Origin of the sequence: Rhizobium sp. 11_C7_N12_5 (assembly GCF_051811145.1) — a bacterium.
Classification (GTDB): Bacteria; Pseudomonadota; Alphaproteobacteria; order Rhizobiales; family Rhizobiaceae; genus Rhizobium; species Rhizobium lusitanum.
In genome coordinates, this window is the sequence record NZ_JBPWPY010000001.1 from 2,763,603 (window position 1) to 2,782,753 (window position 19,151).

Genomic DNA, 19,151 nt, shown 5'->3' on the forward strand with positions numbered 1-19,151 from the left:
TAATCGAAACGGCTTCGGAACAATTTACCGTCCTTCCGCGTCTTTAAGGAGTGCAACGCAGAGGAGATTCACCATGCTGAAGTGGGCACTTATATTCTTTGTTATTTCGCTGATTAGCGGCTTTTTCGGCTTTTCCGGCGTGTCGGCGGCAACCGCAACCATCGCGCGCGTCCTCTTCGCCATCTTCCTGATCATCTTCCTGGTGTTCCTGGTTCTGGCTGTTATGGCCGGCAACGCCGTGGTCTGAGGATATAAGCCGCTATTTTTGAAGGGCGGGCCTAGATCAGGCTCGCCCCTACATTTATGGCGAGCGCCAGGATGGTCGTGTTGAACAGGAACGACAGGATGGCGTGCAGAAGCACCAGCTTACGCATCCCGACGGTGGAAACGCCGATGTCGGCGGTTTGCGCGGCGACGCCGATGGTGAAGGAGAAATAGAGAAAATCCCAATAGATCGGCTCTTCCACCGGCTCGGCGAATTTAAGCCCCTGCCCCTTGCCCAGGCTGCCATAGAAGCGATGCGCATAGTGGGTGGTAAACAACGTGTGCAGAAACGCCCATGAAATCAGGATCGTCACGATCGCCATCATCACGCGGAAGAATGCGACCTCCGGCGACGCATCCTTCACACCAATCAGATCCAACACGATACCGCCGATGCTGGCAATCGCGGCCGCGATCGACAGGAACAGCAGCAACCCGTCCGAAAAATCGAGATCGGCGGAGCGTTTGCGGATCCGTTGCACATTGGCCGTCAGCATCCGGTAGAGACTATAGAGGATATAGACGACGGCAGTCGTATCCCAGGCGATGAGCAGATTGCTCGTGTCGAGATCCCTGGAGGTCAGCAGCAGAAACACGGCGATACCGGCGAGTACGGCAATCAGGATCACTTGATGCTTGCGCAACAGCACGAGACCCCTGGAACGCTGCAACAGTCCGTTGGTGCTCATGCGCCGTTCTCCCGATCGAAAATCGCCTTGCAGAACCGATTCGCAAACGAGAGTGGCAAATAAAAGGAGGCCCCGCAATACGGAGCCTCTTATCGGTCAAGCGAGGGATTCAGCCGGTCCAGCCGCCGTCGACGACGTGGATCTGGCCCGTCGTGAAGCCTGCCTCGTCGCCAGCCAGGTAGGTCACCAGCGCAGCGATCTCTTCGGCGTTTGCAATCCGGCCCATCGGCTGGCGTGCAATGAAATCCTTCATCGCCTTGTCGTAGTCGCCCGTTGCCCGCAGCCGCTCGTGCAGTGAGGGGCTGTCGACCGTGCCCGGGCAGATAGCATTGGCGCGGATGCCCTTGGAGACGAAATCGGCGGCGATCGACTTGGTAAGCCCGATAACGGCGGCCTTCGAGGCGCAATAGGCGAAGCGGTTGGGCACGCCCTTCACGCTGGAGGCAACCGAAGCCATGTTGACGATCGAGCCCTTGCCCTTGTCAAGCATGCCCGGCAGGAAGGTGCGGCATGTCGTGTACATCGCCTTGGCGTTGAGGTTGAAGGAGAAATCCCAATCCTTCTCTTCGCAGTCTAGGATCGTGCCCGCATGCACGAAGCCGGCACAATTGAAGAGCACGTCGATGGGGCCGATTTCGCTGGCGTAAGCCTTGACCGCGGCACTGTTCAGCACATCAAGCACATGCTTGCTGGCGCCTTCCAGCGTCGAAAGCGTCTGCTCGTTGATATCGGTCGCGTATACATGCGCACCGAGCGAAATGAAGCGCTCCGCCGTCGCCCGGCCGATGCCCTGCCCCGCCGCCGTGATGACGACCTTCTTGCCTTCCAACCCGTGACCCATAATCCTGATCCTTTCCTCGGGAATATGATCTCATCCATTCCGGCCGCCGGAAAAGTCACCGGCGGTATGTCAGATAAGATCATGCAATAACAAACAGATGGCGCAGCCTTTGCCTTAACCTTCGAACGATCGCGCGAAGCGCCGGTTGAGCTTTTCGACGAGGACTGTATGCCGCTCGCCCGTTCGCAGTCCATCGCTAATCATCTCAGACGCCTCGCTCTGGAACGCCATGTAACCGTCGTGCCGCGGCCGCACATAGGCGCCTTCCAGCGTGGCGCGCGTGTTGCGGTAGAAATCGAGCGCCGCGCCGTTGACGGCATCGCTGACCCAGGCGTCGGAATGACCAGGCTGACCGTTGCTGGCGGCATAAATGCCTGCTTGCACCGGGCCGCCGGCGATCCAGCGCGCAAAGGCCTTCGCCTCTTCCAGCGCTTGCGTTCGGGCCGAGACGGCAATGCCTGTGCCGCCAAGCGCCGAACCGTTCGGCATTCGGCTATCGATGACGGGCATGTCGGCGAAGGCGATCCGCGCCGGCCTGAACCCGGCGAAGGAATAGTTGACGTAACCGTAGACGAACGGAGACACATCGTATGGGCTGTCGGGTTGGCTCATCAGATCGAGCACCGCTATCGGATCCATCTCATAGCAGCGGACATCCATCGCGGCGACGATCCTTGCCATCCAGTCGAGCACCGCCTCGCCAGCCGCCTTCCCGATGAAATCCGGTCCCTCGATGCTGCAGGGCGTGCCGAGATGAGCTGCAAGCGTGATGAAGGTCATTAGCGAATGCGGCGGCCGCATCGGCAGGATTGCCTTGCCCTTTGCAGCGAGCGTCACGAACTCGGCAAGGTCCGCCACCGGGGCGCTCAGGCGATCCGGACGGTAAGCCTGCACCTGCGTCGCCGCGTCGATCGGAAAGGCCCATTGCCGACCCTGCCAGTTGTAGCTCGGATAGGAGCGGCCGACCGTGCCGGCGGCAATCGCGGCGATCTCGTCCGTATAAGCGGCATCGTCGAGCGGCAGCAGGCAGTTCTCGCGCATGATCTGCCCGACATGCGGATGATCGATGACGATAAGATCGTAGGCGGCCGCAAGCTCCTCGACCGGGAAGGTCTCGAAATCCTGCAGCGAGCGCTTTTCCCAGGTGATCGCGACGCCGGTCTTGTCCTGCCAGATCTTCGAACATGCCAGCATCGGATCGTAGCCGCGCGGATGCGACCAGGTCATTCCCCTGAGCTTAATCATGTGAGCTTCACCATCATGCCTTCTCCGTAGCCGATTTGCGCTCGACGATCAGGATATGATCGGCGGCGAGCACGACTTCGTCCCGCTGGTTCAGCACCTCACAGCGCTCGACGACGCGGCCGGCCGCCGGCCGCTTCGGATCGTCCTCCTTCGCCGATATGGTGACGCGGGTGCGGATCGTATCGCCGATATGCACGGGACGGACGAAGCGGAGCCGGTCATAGCCATAGGAAAAGGCGACAGGATTGATGAGCGACGCCGTGAGCCCGACGCCAATCGAAAAGATCATCGTGCCATGAGCGATACGCTGCCCACCTGGCAAGGTCTTGGCGAATTCCGCATCCATATGATGCGGAAAGAAATCGCCGGTATGGCCGGCATGAACGACGAAATCGGTCTCTGTGATCGTCCGTCCGGTGGTCACCCTGACATGACCGAGTTCGTAGTCTTCGAAATGGATTGTTTGTTCAGACATTCCTCAAGCCTTCGGAAGTTCGGCAATCGGCGTCGCCGGAGCGGCGCTCGACTGATAGGCGGCTTCGACCAGCGCCATGGTCTGCCAGGCATCCTCGACGGAACCGACCAGCACCTTGTCCTCGCCCGAGGCGAAGCGCTGCAGATTGGCCATGCGATTGACGAAAGCATCCGGAAACCAGGCCCCTTCGAGCTTCACCTCCACCCATTCGCTGCCACCGTCGGGGCGGATCCACAGCTCGTCCGGCTCGCCGCGCGGATAGTCGAGATTGACGCCGAGCTTGATATAGGCAGCCCCCTTGGTGCCGGAGATGCGGAACTCGCACGCCTGGTACTTACGCCCGAAATCATGGTCGTGATTGACCGACAGCACGCAGCGCACCTTGTCGCCATAGTCGAGGATCGCCGCCGTCCGCGTCTGGGCGACATCGTGGTTGGGATGGCCGATGGTCTTGGCATGGACCCCCTGCGGATTGCCGAGCAACCCGCGAATGAAATCGAGGTAGTGGATTGAGTGCATGGCGATCTCGATCCGCGGCAGGCCCTTCAGGAAGGGCCAGAGCCCCCATGGCGTGGCAAGCGCCAGCCAGGCGTCGAAGTCGACGACCTCGCCGAGATAGCCCTTCTCCACCGCGTCATAGAGCGCCAGCATCATCGGCGCGAAACGCAGCTGGAAATTGACCGCCGCCTTGATGTCGCGCTCGCGGCAGACCCGCAGGATTTCCGTGGCGCCAGTGAGATCGCTGCCCATCGGCTTCTGGATCAAAGCAAAAGCGCCGCGCGGCAATTTCGCAAGGATCGCCGCATGGGCGGCCGGCGGCGTCGCGAGATCGAAGATCGCGCCTTCGACGGCTAGCGCCTCGGCCTCATTGGCGAATGCGCGGATGTTCCATTGAGCGGCCAACGCCGCCGCTTTTTCGGCGTTCGGGTCATAAAGGCCCGCCACCGGGAAACCGCCCTTCTTGTAGGCCGGAAGATGCGCGTCGCCGACAATGCTGCCGGCACCGAAGATCACGATCGGGCGGGGATTCGAAGGCTTAGGCCACCATTGGCGGAGGGATTTGGGATCGAAGGTCATTACACCCTCCCCTTGAGGGGGAGGGTCGGACCAAAGGTCCGGGGTGGGGTGATCCCTCCCCGTGTAAGAAAGACAGACATGTGCATCCCGAGCGTCACCCCCACCCGCGCGTACTGCGCGACCTCCCCCCTCAAGGGGGAGGTGACCGCTTCATGGCGCCTTCCATTCCTATCCCTAATCAAGGTGAAACACCTCCTCCATCATGGCCCACCACTCGCCCTCCTTGCGGGTTTCGAATGGCTTCTGGCAGGGAATACAAACCGACCACCATTCCTGGTTCTTCGGGCTCGCGGCCATCTTGCGCATATCGGCCTCGAAATCCGTGCCGACATATTCCCAATAGCCGAAGAGCAGGTTTTCCGGCTCCTTCAGGAAGATCGAATAGTTGGTGATGTTGCAGTCTGAGATCAGCGCCAGGATCTCGGGCCAGACGGCCGCATGCAGCGCCTTGTATTCCGCGATCTTGGCCGGCTCCAGGCCGATCACCATACCCATCCGTTGCATGGCCAGTTCCTCCTCAGCCGTGAATTTCCAGGGTGAATTCGCCGATCGATCGAGCCTTCACCGCCTCCCAATCCCAGGCAATGCCGATACCAGGCTCGGAGGGTGCAAGCGCCTTGCCGTCAACGATCTCCATGCCCTTGGTGGTGAGATCGTCGAGCTGCGGGATGTATTCGACATATTTACCGTTCGGCACCGCGCAGGCGAGGCTGACATGCAGCTCCATCAGGAAATGCGGGCAAACCGGGATGTCGAAGGCTTCGGCCGCATGTGCGACCTTCAGCCAGGGCGTGATACCGCCGATGCGGGCAACGTCGACCTGCACGATCGAGCAGGCGCCCTTCTGCATATATTCACGGAAATGCCGGATCGAATACATGGATTCGCCGACCGCGATCGGCGTCGGTGTCGATCGCGTCAGCCGGATATGGCCGTCAAGATCGTCGGCTGGCAGCGGTTCCTCGATCCAGGCGAGATCAAGCTCCTTGAGGCGCGCGGCCCGGCGGATCGCCTCATCGACGGTAAAGCCCTGATTGCAATCGGTCATGATCTCGAAACCGGAGCCGAGCGCCAGGCGCATCGCCGCAAGCCGATCATAATCCTCCGAGCCATGCGGCTTGCCGATCTTTACCTTGGAGCCGGAAAAGCCCTTGGCCTTCGCCTGCAGGGCATCTTCGACCAACGCTTCCTTCTCGATATGCAGCCATCCGCCCTCGGTCGTATAGAGCGGGCAACGATCCCTAGCGCCGCCGGCGAGCTTCCAGAGCGGCAAGCCCTGCTTCTTGGCCCGCAGGTCCCACAATGCCGTGTCGACGGCGGCAAGCGCCAGCGCGGTTATTGGACCGATGGTCGTCGCGTGGGTGGCGAATTCCAGTCTGTGCCAGATCGCCTCGATGCGATCGGCATCCTCGCCGATCAGCAGCGGCACCAGATGATCCGATAGCAGCCGCATGACGGACGAACCGCCCGTGCCGATCGTATAGCTGTAGCCGGTGCCGACGGCGCCGTCGGAATCCGTGATGGTGACGATCGGCGTCTCCTGGCTGACGAAACTCTGGATCGCATCCGTCCGCTTCACCTTCGGCGGCAGGTCAACCATGCGCAGTTCTATCTTCTCGATACGTGCCATGGGGCGGCTCCTCAGATTGCCAGGCTCTTGCCGGTTTCGACGGAAAAGAGATGCGCCTGGCTGAAATCGAAGCTCATCTTCAATTGCTCGCCGCTCTTCAGAGCATGCGGATTGAGCATGCGCGACACCCAGTCGCGTCCGGCGAACTCAACGAAAACAAGCGTTTCATTGCCGAGCGGCTCGGTGATGGCGACAGGCAGCGTCAGCTCGTGTACCGCCGATTCAGCACCGGAATGCAGGCCATGGCCGGTCGGGAAGATATCGTCGGGCCGCAGGCCGAAGGCGACCTTTTCGCCTTCCTTGACCTTGCCGAAAAATTGGCCCGGCAGTGGCAGCCGGTCGCCGTTCTTGAACACCAGCTCGCCAGCTTTCACCGTCGCCTCCTCGATATTCATCGGCGGCGAGCCGATAAAGCCGGCGACGAAGCGGGTGGCGGGCTTCTTGAACACCTCATCCGGCGTGCCGACCTGCTCGATATAGCCGTCGCGCATGATGACGATGCGGTCAGCCAGCGTCATGGCCTCGACCTGGTCGTGCGTGACGTAGACGACCGTCGACTGCACCTTGGCGTGCAGCTTCTTGATCTCGGTGCGCATCTGCGTGCGCAGTTTGGCATCGAGGTTCGACAGAGGCTCGTCAAAGAGGAAGACTTCCGGCTGGCGAACGATGGCACGGCCCATGGCGACGCGCTGGCGCTGGCCGCCGGAAAGCTGCGCCGGACGGCGGTCCATCAGCGCCTCGAGGCTTAGAATGGCCGCCGCCTCGTTGACGCGGCGATCGATCTCGGCCTGCGGTTGCTTGGCGATCTTCAGCGAGAAGCCCATGTTCTCGCGCACCGTCATATGCGGATAGAGCGCGTAGGACTGGAACACCATGGAGATGTTGCGATCGCGTGGCGGCAGCTCGTTGACGACCGTATTGCCGATCTCGATCGTGCCGCCGGAAACCTCTTCGAGGCCGGCGATCATGCGTAGCGTCGTCGACTTGCCGCAGCCGGAGGGACCGACGAGCGCGATGAACTCCTTGTCGGCGATATCGAGATCGATGCCGTGGACGATTTCCAACGCGCCGTAGCGCTTGACGAGTTTTTTGAGAGAAACCTGAGCCATGAGGATCAACCTTTGACCGCACCGAATGTCAGACCCGACACCAGATGCTTCTGAATGATGAAAGTGAGAGCGAGCGCCGGAATGATCATCACGACCGCGAGCGCGCACATGCCGCGCCAGTCGATGGTGAATTCGGACGTATAGTCGAGCAAGCCGACCGGCAGCGTCTTCGAATCGACCGACCGGGTGAGCTGCGAGGCCAGTGCATATTCGTTCCAGCAGGTGAGGAAGGCGAAGATGCCGGCCGAAGCGATACCGGGGCCGGCGAGCGGGAACTCCACCTGCCAGAAGGCCTGCCAGCGCGTGCAGCCGTCGATCTGCGCCGCCTCGGCGAGATCCTTCGGCACCTGCCGGAAGAAGCCGTCGATCAGCCAGATGGTGAAGGGCACGTTCAGCGCGACATAGGTGAGGATCAGGCCGAAATGCGTGTCGATGATGCCGAGCCGCGCATAGACCATGAACAGCGGCAACGACAGGGCGACGCCCGGCACCGAGCGCGTCAGCATAAGCCCCAGGAACACCGTCGACTTGCCGCGGAACCGGAAGCGGGCGAAGGCATAGCCGCCGGACATGCCGATAATGAGCGCGATGGCCGTTGACGTGATGGAGATGATCAACGAATTGCGGAAGTAATCCCAGACGGGAATGCCGCCCTGCCCGACGCCGCTGAACATCGAGCGGTAGGCTTCCAGCGAAAGCTCCCTCGGGATCCAGACCGGCGGCTTCGCCATGATCTCCACCGTCGGGCGCAGCGAACTGATGATAATCCAGAGCCCCGGCAGGCAGATGATGAGCATCGCGATGAAGAGGCCGATGAGATAGGCGACTTTGCGCAGACGGCGCTGCAGACGTTGTTGAGCGTTGCGATCCATGATTACCACTCCGCTCCTATCTGGGTGCGGGCAAGCGCCAGCTTACGGAAGAAATAGACTGTGAAGGCGATCGACAGGATAATCGAGACATAGGCCATGGCGTTGGCGAGACCCATCTGCGCGTCGGCATAGGCGGTGCGCCCGACCAGCGTCCAGATCAGCTCCGTGCGCCGCGCCGGGCCGCCATCGGTCATGATCTTGACGATGTCGTAGGCGCGGGCGACGTCGAGCGAACGGATCGTCATGGCAATGAAGGCAAAGGGCATCAGGAACGGCCAGGTCACGTAACGGAAGGTCTGCCAGCCGGTACAGCCATCGACCTTGGCGGCCTCGACCGGCTCCTGCGGCATGGCGAACAGGCCGGCTAGAATGAGGATGGCGAAGACTGACGTCGACGACCAGACTTCCGCGACGATGATTGAAAACAGCGCCAGATTGCCGTCGATCAGCCAGGGGATGGCATCGTTTGTGATGCCTAGCGACTGCAGGGCATTGTTGATGATGCCGACATTGTCGTTGAACATGAATTTGAACTGGAAGCCGACGAGCACGGGCGAAAACATCATCGGGAACATCATCAGCGTGCGCAGGATGCGCTTGCCGTGCGTCGCCTTGTTGACCAACAAGGCCAATCCCAGGCCGAGCAGCATTTCCAGATTGAGCGCGATCGTCAGCAGCACGACGGTGCGCACGAAAGCGGCCAGAAACACCGGATCGGTGAGGATGCGGATGTAATTGCGCAGGCCGATGAAGGTGAAGAGCGTTGCCGGCCGTGTCAGGCGAAACGGCGTGAAGCTCGAATAGAAGGACAGAAGCAGCGGAAACAGCACCACGGCGACAAGAACGATGATCGCCGGAAGAAGTAGCAGGACCGGTGGAGATATCTTTTTGAACATGGTTTGCACCTGTCGGCATTCCTCGGCAGCGTGGCCCGGACTGCTTGGAATGGATTGCGTGAGGACGAGAGGCCGGCACGAAACCGGCTGGATAGACCGGCTCCTTGCGGCGCTGGTCGAAAGCCATTCTCGAAGTCAGATTGCAGAAGTCCCGCGCACTTGCCGCGCGGGACTTCGATTGCATCGCTTACAGCGCGCCGGCGTCCTTCAGGACATCGGTTGCCTTCTGGGCCGCGATGTCGAGTGCCTGCTTGGAGGTTTTGTCACCGAGAATGGCCGCCTGCAGTTCCGGATAGACGACGTTGGAAATTTCGATCCATTGCGGCGTGCGCGGAACCGGGAAGGCGTACTTCATCGATTCCTGGAAGGTGCTCAGCACTTCCTTCTTGTAGGGGTCGGAAGCAGCCTGCTGGATGTCCCACTCCCAGACCGCCTTGCGGGTCGGCAGCGTGCCGTTGGCAGCTTCAAGCTTCTGCGAGTCGTCGTTGGTCAGGAACCAGACGAGCGAAGCAGCCGCATCCTTGTGGGCGCAAGCCTCGGTTACCGAGAAGCCGTGGTGACCGGACCAGCCTGTGTGCTTGCCGGAGGAGCCGACGGGCTGCACGACGACGCCGACATTGCCGGCGACCTTCGAGGACTTCGGATCGTTGAAGTAAGTCGCCCAGCCCGGCCAATCGAGATCGAGCGCGATGGACCCGGAAGCAAAGCCAGCGCCCAGATCGTCCCAGAGATAATTGGTCGTACCGGCAGGAACAGCCTTTGCCTTGTACATGTTCACGAACCAGTCGAGCGCACGCACGCCGGCTTCGGAGTTGAAGGCCGGCTTGCCGTCCTTATCGAGATATTCGCCACCCTCGGCGACCAGCATTTCAAAGAAGCGGCCGTTGATGGCCTCTTCCTTGCCGGGGAACTGCGTGCCGAAGAAGTTCGGTGGATTGGAGAAGAAGATTGCCTGATCGGAGACTTCCTTCCAGGTCTTCGGCGGCGCCAGATCGTAGCCGTACTTCGCCTTGAACGCCGTCTTCTTGGCTTCGTCTTTGTAGAGGCTCTTCTGGTAGTAGAGCGCCGAAACGTCGAACTGGGCGCGCGGCAGCATGATCAGGCGGCCATCGATGGTCGAGGCCTGAATGGTGGAATCGACGAACTGGCCGATTTCTTCCTTGGGCAGCAGCTTACCGAGGTCGGTATAGAGGTCGGGGTACTGAGGCGCGAAGGACGAGTGGTTCGAGCCGACACACCAGGAGATGCTGCCCGAGGCCATGTCGGACTTGATTTCCTTGTCGAGCTCGAAATGGTTCTTCTTGGACAGGATGTTGACCTTGGCGCCCGTTTCCTTCTCCCACTCGGAAATGCGTGCATAAAGCGGCTCATATTGCTGGCCGCCGATGAGCTTGGCGTCGATCGTCACACCCGGAAACTTGCCGGGCAGATCGGCGGCGAAGACCGAAGTACTCGCAAGCAATGCCATCATGCCGGCAGCAATACCGGCCCTCCAATTCCTCATCGAAATTCCTCCCAAAAAACCGGACCCCTTGTCCGATAGTCCTCTCGACCCAAATATGGATCAATGATTTATAAGTAAACATCTTATTCATATGCCGTCAAGCCGTGATCGCACGCTTGTAAAATGCAGTCATTCATATATGAATGATGATTCATGTTTCTTCGTTCAGGGGGCCTGTTGATGAATGTAGAAGACGACAGTGATCGCTATCGCGCGCCGGCATTGGACAAGGGGCTGGATATCCTTGAGCTGCTCGCGACGATCGATGGCGGCCTGACGCAGGCGGAAATCGCCAAGGCGCTCAACAAAAGCCCGAACGAATTCTACCGTATGCTCGACCGCCTGGTGCGGCGCGGCTACGTGCAGAGGCAGGATGGCGATCGCTTCTATCTGACGCTGAAGCTCTTCGGCCTGGCGCATTATCATGCGCCGGTGCGCCGGCTCGTGTCCTTCGCTACGCCGCTGATGCGTGAATTTTCTAACCGGGCCGAGCAGGCCTGTCACCTGGCGATCTACGACCGCGGCTCGGTCGTCGTCATCGCCCAGCAGGATTCGCCGACCTATTGGGGCATCTCGATCCGTGTCGGCGCCCAGATCAATCTCTACAATACCGGATCGGGTCACATCCTCCTCGCATTCCGGGATGACAAGCAGCGGCAGATGATGATCAACGAGCAGAGGCGTCAGGAGCAGGACGCCGAGGAGCCGCCTGCCGATCTCGAGGAGAAGCTGCGGGCCATCCGCGAAAAGGGCTATGAGACCATGGACAGCCTGCAGACCAGTGGCGTGCGCAACATTTCCGCGCCGGTTCTGGCCATGGACGGCAATGGGCTTGCCGCTCTTACCTGTCCTTATATCGAGCCCGTCAACCCCAAGGCGCCCACCTACGATCAAGTCATCGAATATGTGCGGGACGCCGCAAAACAGATCTCCGAAACCGTGGCCGGCACGGTCGACAAGGCTGAGCTATAATTTTTATTTGAATAAACTATTCTTCTATGAGTATATGTTGAGCAAGCAGGTATGGGAGGAACGCCATGCTTTTCGACAGCCACTTGCACATCGTCGACCGGAAACGTCTCGCCTATCCCTGGCTGGCCGACGCCGGCGCGCTCAATCGCGACAGCCTCTACGAGGACTATGCCCGCGAGGCGAAGCGGCTCGGAATCACCGACACGCTTCACATGGAAGTCGATGTCGCGGAGACCGATATCGAGCGGGAGACGGACTATGTCAAAAGCCTGAGCCGCGAGCCGGGTAGCCTCCTGCGCGGCGTCATCGCCGCCTGCCGTCCTGAGAGTACAGATTTTCCCGCCTACCTCGAACGCGTGCTTGCCGATCCCTTCGTCAAGGGCTTCCGTCGCGTGCTGCATGTGGTGCCGGATGATGTTTCCGAAGGAGCGTTGTTCCGCGAGAACCTGAAACGGCTCGCCGGCACTCGCCTCACCTTCGACCTCTGCGTTCTGCCGCACCAGATATCCAAGGCGATCGCGCTCGTCGACCTCAACCCCGACGTCAGCTTCATTCTCGATCACTGCGGCGTGCCGGCTGTCAAGGATGGGCTCAGTGAGAGCTGGTCGTCAGGGATCACAGAAATTGCCAGACGTCCGAATGTCGTCGTCAAGATTTCCGGTGTCGTGGCCTATGCCGATCCCGACAACTGGACGCCCGAAACGCTGCGTCCTTTTGTCGAACACTGCATCGCAAGCTTCGGCTGGGACCGCGTCATCTGGGGCAGTGACTGGCCGGTCTGCACCCTCGGAGGCAATCTCTCCACCTGGGTCGCCGCCACCCATGCGCTGATGCAAGGCGTCAGCGCCGACGAACGCAACAGGCTTTATCATCTCAACGCCAAGCGCCTCTGGTCTCTCTGAGGCCGGACGAATTTCCATCGAAAGACGATGCCATGACCGCAACTGTCGGCGTATCCAGCACATACCCGAAAACCATGCCGGCCGATCACGCGGAGATTCCCGTCTGGAATGCGGAAAACTGGTTCTATGAGGATTTCGAAGTCGGCCACAAGATCCGCTCGCTGCGCCGCACGATCTCCGAGGGCGAGTCCCAGCAGTTCAACGCGCTGGTGCTCGACATGCACCCCTATGTCAGCGACCAGATCTTTGCCGAAACCGAAGGCCTGTTCGGCAAGCGGCTCGTCGCCGGCGCCTTCGTCTTTTCCGCCGGCCTCGGGCTTGTGGCTACCAACTGCGTCAACGCCTTTTCCTATGGTTATGACAAGCTGCGCTTCATCAAACCCACCTTCATCGGCGACACCATCTACACCATCCGCACCAATCTGGATAAGCAGCCGAAATATGCCGAACTCGGCCTGATCCGCTCTTCTTACGAGGTCTTCAAGGGCGAAGGCGAATTGGTGCTTTATTGCGAGCATATCCAGACCGTGCGCTACAAGAACGGCCGTCCGGCGGACGCGCCGCCGCTGAAAGCCTGACATGACTACGAAAAACGAAGAGGGCCTGCTTTCCGGCATTATCGTGCTGGATATGAGCCAGTTTCTTGCGGGACCGATGGCCGCCCTGCGGCTCGGCGATCTCGGCGCGCGCGTCATCAAGATCGAGCGGCCCGACGGCGGCGATCTCTGCCGCCGGCTCTATCTCAGCGACACCGAGATCGGCGGCGATTCCACGCTGTTTCATGCCATTAACCGCGGCAAGGAGAGCTTTGCCGTCAACATGAAGGATGAAAGCGATCTACAGGAACTGCGCACGCTGATCGCCAAGGCCGATGTCGTGATCCAGAATTTCCGCCCCGGCGTCATCGAGAGGATCGGCCTCGATTATGCCTCCGTCGCCGCCATCAATCCACGCATCGTCTATGGCAGCATAACCGGCTATGGCCCCGATAACGAGTGGCGGCATTTTCCGGGACAGGACCTGCTCGCCCAGGCCCGCTCCGGCGCCATGTGGCTGAATGGCGAAGCCGATGACGGACCGGTGCCATTCGGGCTTGCCGTCGCCGACATGCTGGCCGGCAACCTCCTCGTCCACGCGATCCTTGCCGGCCTGGTGCGGCGTGGCGTGACCGGGCGCGGCGTTCATGTCGAAACGAGCCTGCTGGAAGCAATGGTCGATTTCCAGTTCGAGGTACTGACCACGCACCTGAACGATGGCGGGCGCCTTCCCAAGAAATCCGCCGTGCGAAATGCCCACGCCTATCTCGCAGCCCCGTATGGTGTCTATCGCTGTGCCGATGGCTGGCTGGCGCTGGCGATGATGGCGCTGGCGAAGCTTGCCCCGCTGCTGAACCTCCCTGCCCTTGCCGACTACACGCCGGACGATGCCTTTCAGCGCCGCGACGAGATCAAGAGCCTGATCGCTAGCCGCCTTGAGCAAAAGACGATCAGGGAATGGCTTGATATAATGGAACCCGCCGATATCTGGGCGGCGGAAGTACTCGACTGGCCGAAGCTGCTACAGACATCAGCCTTCCGCCAACTCGACATGCTGCAGACCGTCACGCGCGGCGATGGCGTCTCCGTGCAGACGACGGCAAGCCCGATCCGCGTGAACGGCGAACGAGCCAAGAACGGATTGGCTGCGCCGGCGATCGGTAGTCAGTCGGATAAGATCAGGGCGGAGTTTATTGAGGGTCGGTAGTCTTCTCAGACTTCTCATCCGCCGCACCCGCGAAAACATAAAGGGGTGCCGCATCGCTGCGGCACCCCCTCAAAATGACAGCTCCCCTTAAAGGAGAGCCAAACCGCCTCAGGCAGCAGCGAGCTGCAGTTCCTTGCTGACCATGGCCCGCAGCGTGCCGAGATCCTTGGCGAAGGCGCGGATGCCTTCGGAGAGCTTTTCGGTGGCCATTGCGTCTTCGTTCATCATCCAGCGGAAGGTCTTCTCGTCGACGGTGATCTTGGCGACGGCGGTCTTGTTTTCCGGCGAGAGCTTGCGCTCCAGCTTGCCTTCGTCCTTGGCGAGTTCGTCGAGCAGGTTCGGGCTGATCGTCAGGCGATCGCAACCGGCCAGAGCTTCGACTTCGGCAGCGCTGCGGAAAGAGGCGCCCATGACGATCGTCTTGATGTCGTTGGCCTTGTAGTAGTTGTAGATCTCGCGAACGGACAGAACGCCCGGATCTTCTTCCGGCGTGTAATCCTTGCCGGTCGACTTCTTGTACCAGTCGAGGATGCGGCCGACGAAGGGCGAGATCAGGAAGACCTTCGCATCGGCGCAGGCAACGGCCTGAGCCTTGCTGAACAGCAGCGTCAGGTTGCAGTCGATGCCTTCCTTCTGCAGCACTTCGGCGGCGCGGATGCCTTCCCAGGTGGAAGCAAGCTTGATCAGGATGCGGTCGCGCTCGATGCCGCGCTCCTTGTAGGAAGCGATGATGGAGCGAGCCTTGGCGAGCGAGGCTTCGGTATTGAAGGACAGGTCGGCGTCGACTTCGGTCGAAACACGGCCGGGGACGAGGCCGGACAGCGCAGCGCCGACGGAGATGGCCAGACGGTCTGCCACGGCGTGAATCACGGCTTCCGACGCACCGCCCTGCTTCTTGCCCCAGGCGACGGCTTCCTTGATCGCATCGGCGAACATCGGCGTGCCGAGCGCCTTGAGTACGATGGTCGGGTTGGTGGTGCAATCCACCGGCTTCAGGCGTGCGACAGCCTCGATATCGCCGGTGTCGGCCACGACCGTGGTCATGGCGCGGAGTTGGTCAAGCTTGGAAGTCATAACAGGTATCCTTGTTGAATGAGGCCCATTTGAATGGGGAGATGCCGGGCTGCAAATTCCGTCCGGTCGATGGACGGCTTGAAGGCGTCAGGCGGAGCGCGCCCTTCCTTCTCCTATGTGTTGATAACGGGATAAAAAGCGCGAAAGTTCCATTTCCGGTGAACGGCCGAGCGGTGAACAAACAACCTTCCGACGACAAGCTTTTCACCGGCACCGGGCGCCCTATATGGTCCCCTGTCCGGTCTGGCACTTGCTCGGAGCAACACTCGCACATTGTCCTCCTCGATTGGACAAGACCGAATTCCTCAGCACCGACTATCAGCAATCTGGCAACGAAAAGTCAAGGACATTTGTGCAATTCAATTGACATAAGTTTCATGTCATAGAATATCGGCAGCAGAAGAGCCGATCTCGCCTGCCCCTGTCATCCGCCATCGCCACAATTCCTGTTCGGGGCGATCATGACGCTAAAAGGCGCATGCGACAATCATGCCGGAGGACCTGTGGCCAAACTGAGACGCGGGACGCATACCGCCTATTCGGAGACCTCGTCCCTGAGGCTTCGCGCCGCATGGCTCTACTACAACCAGGGCCTGACGCAGAAGGATGTCGCCGAACAGCTGGGTATCAGCCGCACCACGGTCATCCGCCTGCTCGACGAGGCGATGCGCCGCGCCGAGGTGCAGATCTGGATCACCGAAGGCATCGACGATTGCGTCGAGCTGGCAATCAAGCTGGAGCGCACCTATGGGCTTGACGAGGCGATCGTGGTTCCCGAGCCAGCCGGTGGCGACGTCAACGCGCAGGCAAAAAGCGTTGGCCTGGCGCTCGGCCAGTTCCTGACGGAGGCGATCCCGGACAATTATACGATCGGGGTCGGCTGGGGCCGGACGATGACGGCCTCTCTTGCAAGCTTCCGCCCTCCCCGGCGTGACAATTGCAAGGTGGTCTCCCTGCTCGGCGGCATCGTCGCCGTCCATCAGACCAACCCGATCGATTACACGTGGCGTCTGGCGAGCCAGCTCGGCGCGGAATGCTACATGTTCCTGGCGCCATTGCTGGTCGATTCCATCGAGACCAAGCGCAACCTCATCGAAAAATGCGGCCTGGAAGCGATCTACCGGCTGGCGGAGAACCTCGACTTGGCCATCGTCAGCTGCGGCGACATCGGCCCGCAATCGACGTCGCTGTCGGAGGGTTTCATTTCAAAGAGCGAGTTGCAGCAGCTGATCGACGCCGGCTGCGTCTGCGATACCATGTTCAACTTCCTCGACGCCGAGGGCAATTCCGTCGATCACCCCATCAACAAACGCGTCATGTCCGTCGACCTCGACACATTGAAGAAAGCCAAGCATATCGTCCTTTCTTCCGGCGGCGCGCACCGCGCCCGGGCGATCAGCGCCACCATCAAGCGCATCGGCTGCAACACGCTGATCACGGACGAGAGTGCCGCCAAGGCGCTGTTGCAGATGGCCATGGCGAAGGCGGCTTGATCAATTAATTCCGTGTTTGCGAGGGTTACGCAGGTTCGGCAAACTCAAAACCTTCAAGAATACACCAACCCTCAAGCGTCGCCCGCTTCCCACCCCAGCATCGCGCGCTTGCGCGTCAGCCCCCAATGGTAGCCGGTAAGCTGGCCGTTCTTGCCGAGCGCGCGATGGCACGGCACGACGAAGGAGATCGGGTTGCGGCCGACGGCTGCCCCCACCGCCCGCATCGCCGTCGGCTGGCCGATATCACTGGCGATATCTGAATAGGTCACGGCGCGGCCCATCGGAATCTTCAACAGGCTTTCCCAGACGCGCAGCTGGAAATCCGAGCCGATCAGCACCACGCGCAGCGGCTGATCGCTCGACCAGTTCGACCGTTCGAAAATGCGCGCCGCGTAGGGTGCCGTCGCCTGCGAATCCTCGATGAATTGCGCATTCGGCCAACGGCAGGTCATGTCCTCCAGGCAAGCCCTTTCATTGCCGGAATCGCTGAAGGCAAGTCCGGCGAGGCCACGTTCCGTGACCATGATCAGGGCAAGACCGAAGGGCGAGATGTGGAAACTGTAGCGCATCACCAGACCGCTGCCCCTGGCCTTCCATTCGCCCGGCGACATCGCCTCATGCGTGACGAAGAGATCGTGCAGGCGGCTCGGGCCGGAAAGGCCGACTTCGAACGAGGTCTCGAGAAGCGGCAGATCTTCCTGGCGCAGCAGGCGCTTGGCATGGTCGAGGGTCACCGCCTGCAGAAAGGCCTTGGGCGACAGCCCGGCCCAGCGGGTGAACGTCTTCTGCAACTGGGTCGGCGACTGGCTGAGCCGATCGGCGAGCATCTCCAGCGATGGCTGGTCGCGATATTCCTCGGTGATGAGCTCGATGACCCGCCGAACGGTCTCGTAGTCCTGACCTTGCGGCGTGATGTCGTGCTTCAACTGTGCAATCGCATTCATGATCTTTCTCCTTGGAAAGGAGAAAACCACGGCAACGGAGGCAAAACCACCCGTTTCTTGCGCAGGCGGCCCGCCTGCGAAAATGTGATGCCGTCGGTTTTGACAGGCCCGCTCATATTCGCTGCGTCACCGTCGCCAAGGCACGCTTGAAAGCCTTGGCAAAACTCTCCCGATCTTCCGGATTGAGGAAGGAGCCGACATCGGTATCGTGGTGTCTGTCGCGAACATGCATGGATACGACGCCGATTTCATGGTGGCGGCGAACGAGGAAGCGCGTCCAGAACGGATTGAAGCGATGCTCCACCATTCGCCCGGTGGGCGAGAATTTGCGGATGGAGACATTGGTACGCGACACCGTGACCTCCTCCCACACGCGCCCGGAACGGTAATTCAGCCAGAAAGCCCCGTAGAGCAGGAAGAAATCAGCGCCGAAGAAGAGGCCGATCGGCCATGCGCCCTCCGCGACAAACAGAACGCTGTAGAAGAGGCAGAAGGCACCTGCCAGGGCCAGCATGATCCTGAACCCCTTTCGTCCCAGCGAGCGATGGGGGAACAATTCGGCGGCGAAAACCGGCCTGTTGCCGTCTGCCGCAGTATCGGCGTTGCGTTCCATCATAGGACTTGAGTATAGGTCGTTCATGGCAAATCCCAAGATCAAATCCAGCGCCCAAAACGCGAAAAAGTCAAATGCGACCGCAGGCCGCAAGCCGACGTCGAAGAGCCTTTATTCGAAGGCGGATTTGGAAGAGATCTTCCGCCGCTTCTCCATTCAGCGGCCCGAGCCGAAGGGCGAGCTGGAGCACGTCAATCCCTTCACCCTCGTCGTTGCCGTGGCGCTATCGGCACAGGCGACCGATGCCGGCGTCAACAAGGCGACCCGCGCCCTCTTCGCCATTGCCGATACGCCACAGAAGATGCTCGATCTCGGCGAGGAACGCATCCGCGACTACATCAAGACGATCGGCCTTTACCGCAACAAGGCCAAGAACGTCGTGGCGCTGTCGGAAAAGCTGATCACGGATTTCGGCGGCGAGGTGCCACGGACGCGTGAAGAGTTGATGACCTTGCCGGGCGTCGGCCGCAAGACCGCGAACGTCGTGCTGTCGATGGCCTTCGGTCAGGCGACGATGGCCGTCGACACGCACATCTTCCGCATTGCCAACCGGCTGCTGTTGGCGCCCGGCAAAACGCCCGACGAAGTCGAACAACGGCTGATGAAGGTGGTCCCTGACCAATATCTCTACCACGCCCACCATTGGCTGATCCTGCATGGGCGCTATTGCTGCAAGGCGCGCAAGCCGGAATGCGAGCGTTGCGTCATTGCGGATCTCTGTCGCTCGCCCGAAAAGACCTGGGACATCCCCGCCCCGCTGGTCGAACTGCCCGCTCAGATCATCCGTGCAGAAGCCGCCGGCTAGATC

At 60.6% G+C, this 19,151-nt stretch carries 21 protein-coding genes; 7 read left to right on the plus strand and 14 right to left on the minus strand.

Going from position 1 to position 19,151, the window contains the following annotated elements:
• Nucleotides 1-73 precede the first annotated feature (73 nt).
• Entirely contained in the window at nucleotides 74-247 is a 174-nt protein-coding gene (locus tag AB8B29_RS13600) for a DUF1328 domain-containing protein (protein WP_037196276.1), read from the plus strand.
• Nucleotides 248-278: 31 nt separating this feature from the next.
• On the opposite strand, the gene AB8B29_RS13605 is transcribed toward AB8B29_RS13600, so the two are convergent.
• The 11 genes from AB8B29_RS13605 to AB8B29_RS13655 form a co-directional block, all read right to left on the minus strand.
• Complete coding sequence (locus AB8B29_RS13605) at nucleotides 279-953, minus strand: DUF1345 domain-containing protein (protein WP_047555276.1); 675 nt, start codon at nucleotides 951-953, stop codon at nucleotides 279-281.
• Nucleotides 954-1,062: 109 nt separating this feature from the next.
• Nucleotides 1,063-1,794 carry an SDR family oxidoreductase gene (locus tag AB8B29_RS13610; protein ID WP_037196272.1) on the minus strand — a complete coding sequence of 244 codons (732 nt, stop codon included), beginning with the start codon at nucleotides 1,792-1,794 and terminating at the stop codon, nucleotides 1,063-1,065.
• Nucleotides 1,795-1,908: 114 nt separating this feature from the next.
• On the minus strand, nucleotides 1,909-3,039 hold the full coding sequence (locus AB8B29_RS13615; RefSeq protein WP_047639007.1) for an extracellular solute-binding protein: 1,131 nt from the start codon (nucleotides 3,037-3,039) through the stop codon (nucleotides 1,909-1,911).
• Between the two features lie 13 nt (nucleotides 3,040-3,052).
• Entirely contained in the window at nucleotides 3,053-3,514 is a 462-nt protein-coding gene (locus tag AB8B29_RS13620) for a MaoC/PaaZ C-terminal domain-containing protein (protein ID WP_037196268.1), read from the minus strand.
• 3 nt (nucleotides 3,515-3,517) lie between these two features.
• A complete protein-coding gene (locus tag AB8B29_RS13625; RefSeq protein ID WP_037196267.1) occupies nucleotides 3,518-4,591 on the minus strand; it encodes a Gfo/Idh/MocA family protein in 1,074 nt (357 codons plus the stop codon).
• A gap of 174 nt (nucleotides 4,592-4,765) precedes the next feature.
• On the minus strand, nucleotides 4,766-5,095 hold the full coding sequence (locus tag AB8B29_RS13630) for an L-rhamnose mutarotase (RefSeq protein WP_037196264.1): 330 nt from the start codon (nucleotides 5,093-5,095) through the stop codon (nucleotides 4,766-4,768).
• A gap of 13 nt (nucleotides 5,096-5,108) precedes the next feature.
• The gene (locus tag AB8B29_RS13635) at nucleotides 5,109-6,221 is read right to left on the minus strand and encodes a mandelate racemase/muconate lactonizing enzyme family protein (RefSeq protein ID WP_037196262.1); all 1,113 of its coding nucleotides are present in this window, start codon (nucleotides 6,219-6,221) and stop codon (nucleotides 5,109-5,111) included.
• Nucleotides 6,222-6,232: 11 nt separating this feature from the next.
• Complete coding sequence (locus AB8B29_RS13640) at nucleotides 6,233-7,330, minus strand: ABC transporter ATP-binding protein (RefSeq protein WP_037196577.1); 1,098 nt, start codon at nucleotides 7,328-7,330, stop codon at nucleotides 6,233-6,235.
• 5 nt (nucleotides 7,331-7,335) lie between these two features.
• Nucleotides 7,336-8,202, minus strand: a complete 867-nt coding sequence (locus tag AB8B29_RS13645) for a carbohydrate ABC transporter permease (protein ID WP_037196260.1) — start codon at nucleotides 8,200-8,202, stop codon at nucleotides 7,336-7,338.
• Nucleotides 8,203-8,204: 2 nt separating this feature from the next.
• The gene (locus AB8B29_RS13650; protein ID WP_037196258.1) at nucleotides 8,205-9,098 is read right to left on the minus strand and encodes a carbohydrate ABC transporter permease; all 894 of its coding nucleotides are present in this window, start codon (nucleotides 9,096-9,098) and stop codon (nucleotides 8,205-8,207) included.
• Between the two features lie 187 nt (nucleotides 9,099-9,285).
• Entirely contained in the window at nucleotides 9,286-10,569 is a 1,284-nt protein-coding gene (locus AB8B29_RS13655; protein WP_439006686.1) for a sugar ABC transporter substrate-binding protein, read from the minus strand.
• A gap of 213 nt (nucleotides 10,570-10,782) precedes the next feature.
• Between AB8B29_RS13655 and AB8B29_RS13660 the strand changes: the two genes are divergently transcribed.
• From AB8B29_RS13660 to AB8B29_RS13675, 4 genes are all read left to right on the plus strand, one after another.
• On the plus strand, nucleotides 10,783-11,574 hold the full coding sequence (locus AB8B29_RS13660) for an IclR family transcriptional regulator (RefSeq protein WP_037196575.1): 792 nt from the start codon (nucleotides 10,783-10,785) through the stop codon (nucleotides 11,572-11,574).
• 65 nt (nucleotides 11,575-11,639) lie between these two features.
• Complete coding sequence (locus AB8B29_RS13665) at nucleotides 11,640-12,476, plus strand: amidohydrolase family protein (RefSeq protein ID WP_113118563.1); 837 nt, start codon at nucleotides 11,640-11,642, stop codon at nucleotides 12,474-12,476.
• A 32-nt stretch (nucleotides 12,477-12,508) separates the two neighbouring features.
• Nucleotides 12,509-13,054, plus strand: coding sequence for a MaoC family dehydratase (locus AB8B29_RS13670; protein ID WP_047555267.1), 546 nt, complete (start codon nucleotides 12,509-12,511; stop codon nucleotides 13,052-13,054).
• A gap of 1 nt (nucleotide 13,055) precedes the next feature.
• Nucleotides 13,056-14,219 carry a CaiB/BaiF CoA transferase family protein gene (locus tag AB8B29_RS13675; RefSeq protein WP_113118564.1) on the plus strand — a complete coding sequence of 388 codons (1,164 nt, stop codon included), beginning with the start codon at nucleotides 13,056-13,058 and terminating at the stop codon, nucleotides 14,217-14,219.
• Nucleotides 14,220-14,327: 108 nt separating this feature from the next.
• Here AB8B29_RS13675 and tal read toward each other — a convergent pair whose 3' ends face one another.
• Nucleotides 14,328-15,293, minus strand: a complete 966-nt coding sequence (gene tal / locus AB8B29_RS13680) for a transaldolase (protein WP_047555265.1) — start codon at nucleotides 15,291-15,293, stop codon at nucleotides 14,328-14,330.
• 503 nt (nucleotides 15,294-15,796) lie between these two features.
• On the opposite strand from tal, the gene AB8B29_RS13685 reads away from it, so the two are divergent.
• Nucleotides 15,797-16,786, plus strand: coding sequence for a sugar-binding transcriptional regulator (locus tag AB8B29_RS13685; RefSeq protein WP_113118565.1), 990 nt, complete (start codon nucleotides 15,797-15,799; stop codon nucleotides 16,784-16,786).
• A gap of 71 nt (nucleotides 16,787-16,857) precedes the next feature.
• Here the strand turns inward: AB8B29_RS13685 and AB8B29_RS13690 are convergent, their stop codons facing one another.
• The gene (locus AB8B29_RS13690) at nucleotides 16,858-17,730 is read right to left on the minus strand and encodes a bifunctional helix-turn-helix domain-containing protein/methylated-DNA--[protein]-cysteine S-methyltransferase (protein ID WP_113118566.1); all 873 of its coding nucleotides are present in this window, start codon (nucleotides 17,728-17,730) and stop codon (nucleotides 16,858-16,860) included.
• 112 nt (nucleotides 17,731-17,842) lie between these two features.
• Complete coding sequence (locus tag AB8B29_RS13695; protein ID WP_047639009.1) at nucleotides 17,843-18,346, minus strand: DUF2244 domain-containing protein; 504 nt, start codon at nucleotides 18,344-18,346, stop codon at nucleotides 17,843-17,845.
• A gap of 22 nt (nucleotides 18,347-18,368) precedes the next feature.
• On the opposite strand from AB8B29_RS13695, the gene nth reads away from it, so the two are divergent.
• Nucleotides 18,369-19,148, plus strand: a complete 780-nt coding sequence (gene nth, locus AB8B29_RS13700; protein WP_439006557.1) for an endonuclease III — start codon at nucleotides 18,369-18,371, stop codon at nucleotides 19,146-19,148.
• Nucleotides 19,149-19,151 lie beyond the last annotated feature (3 nt).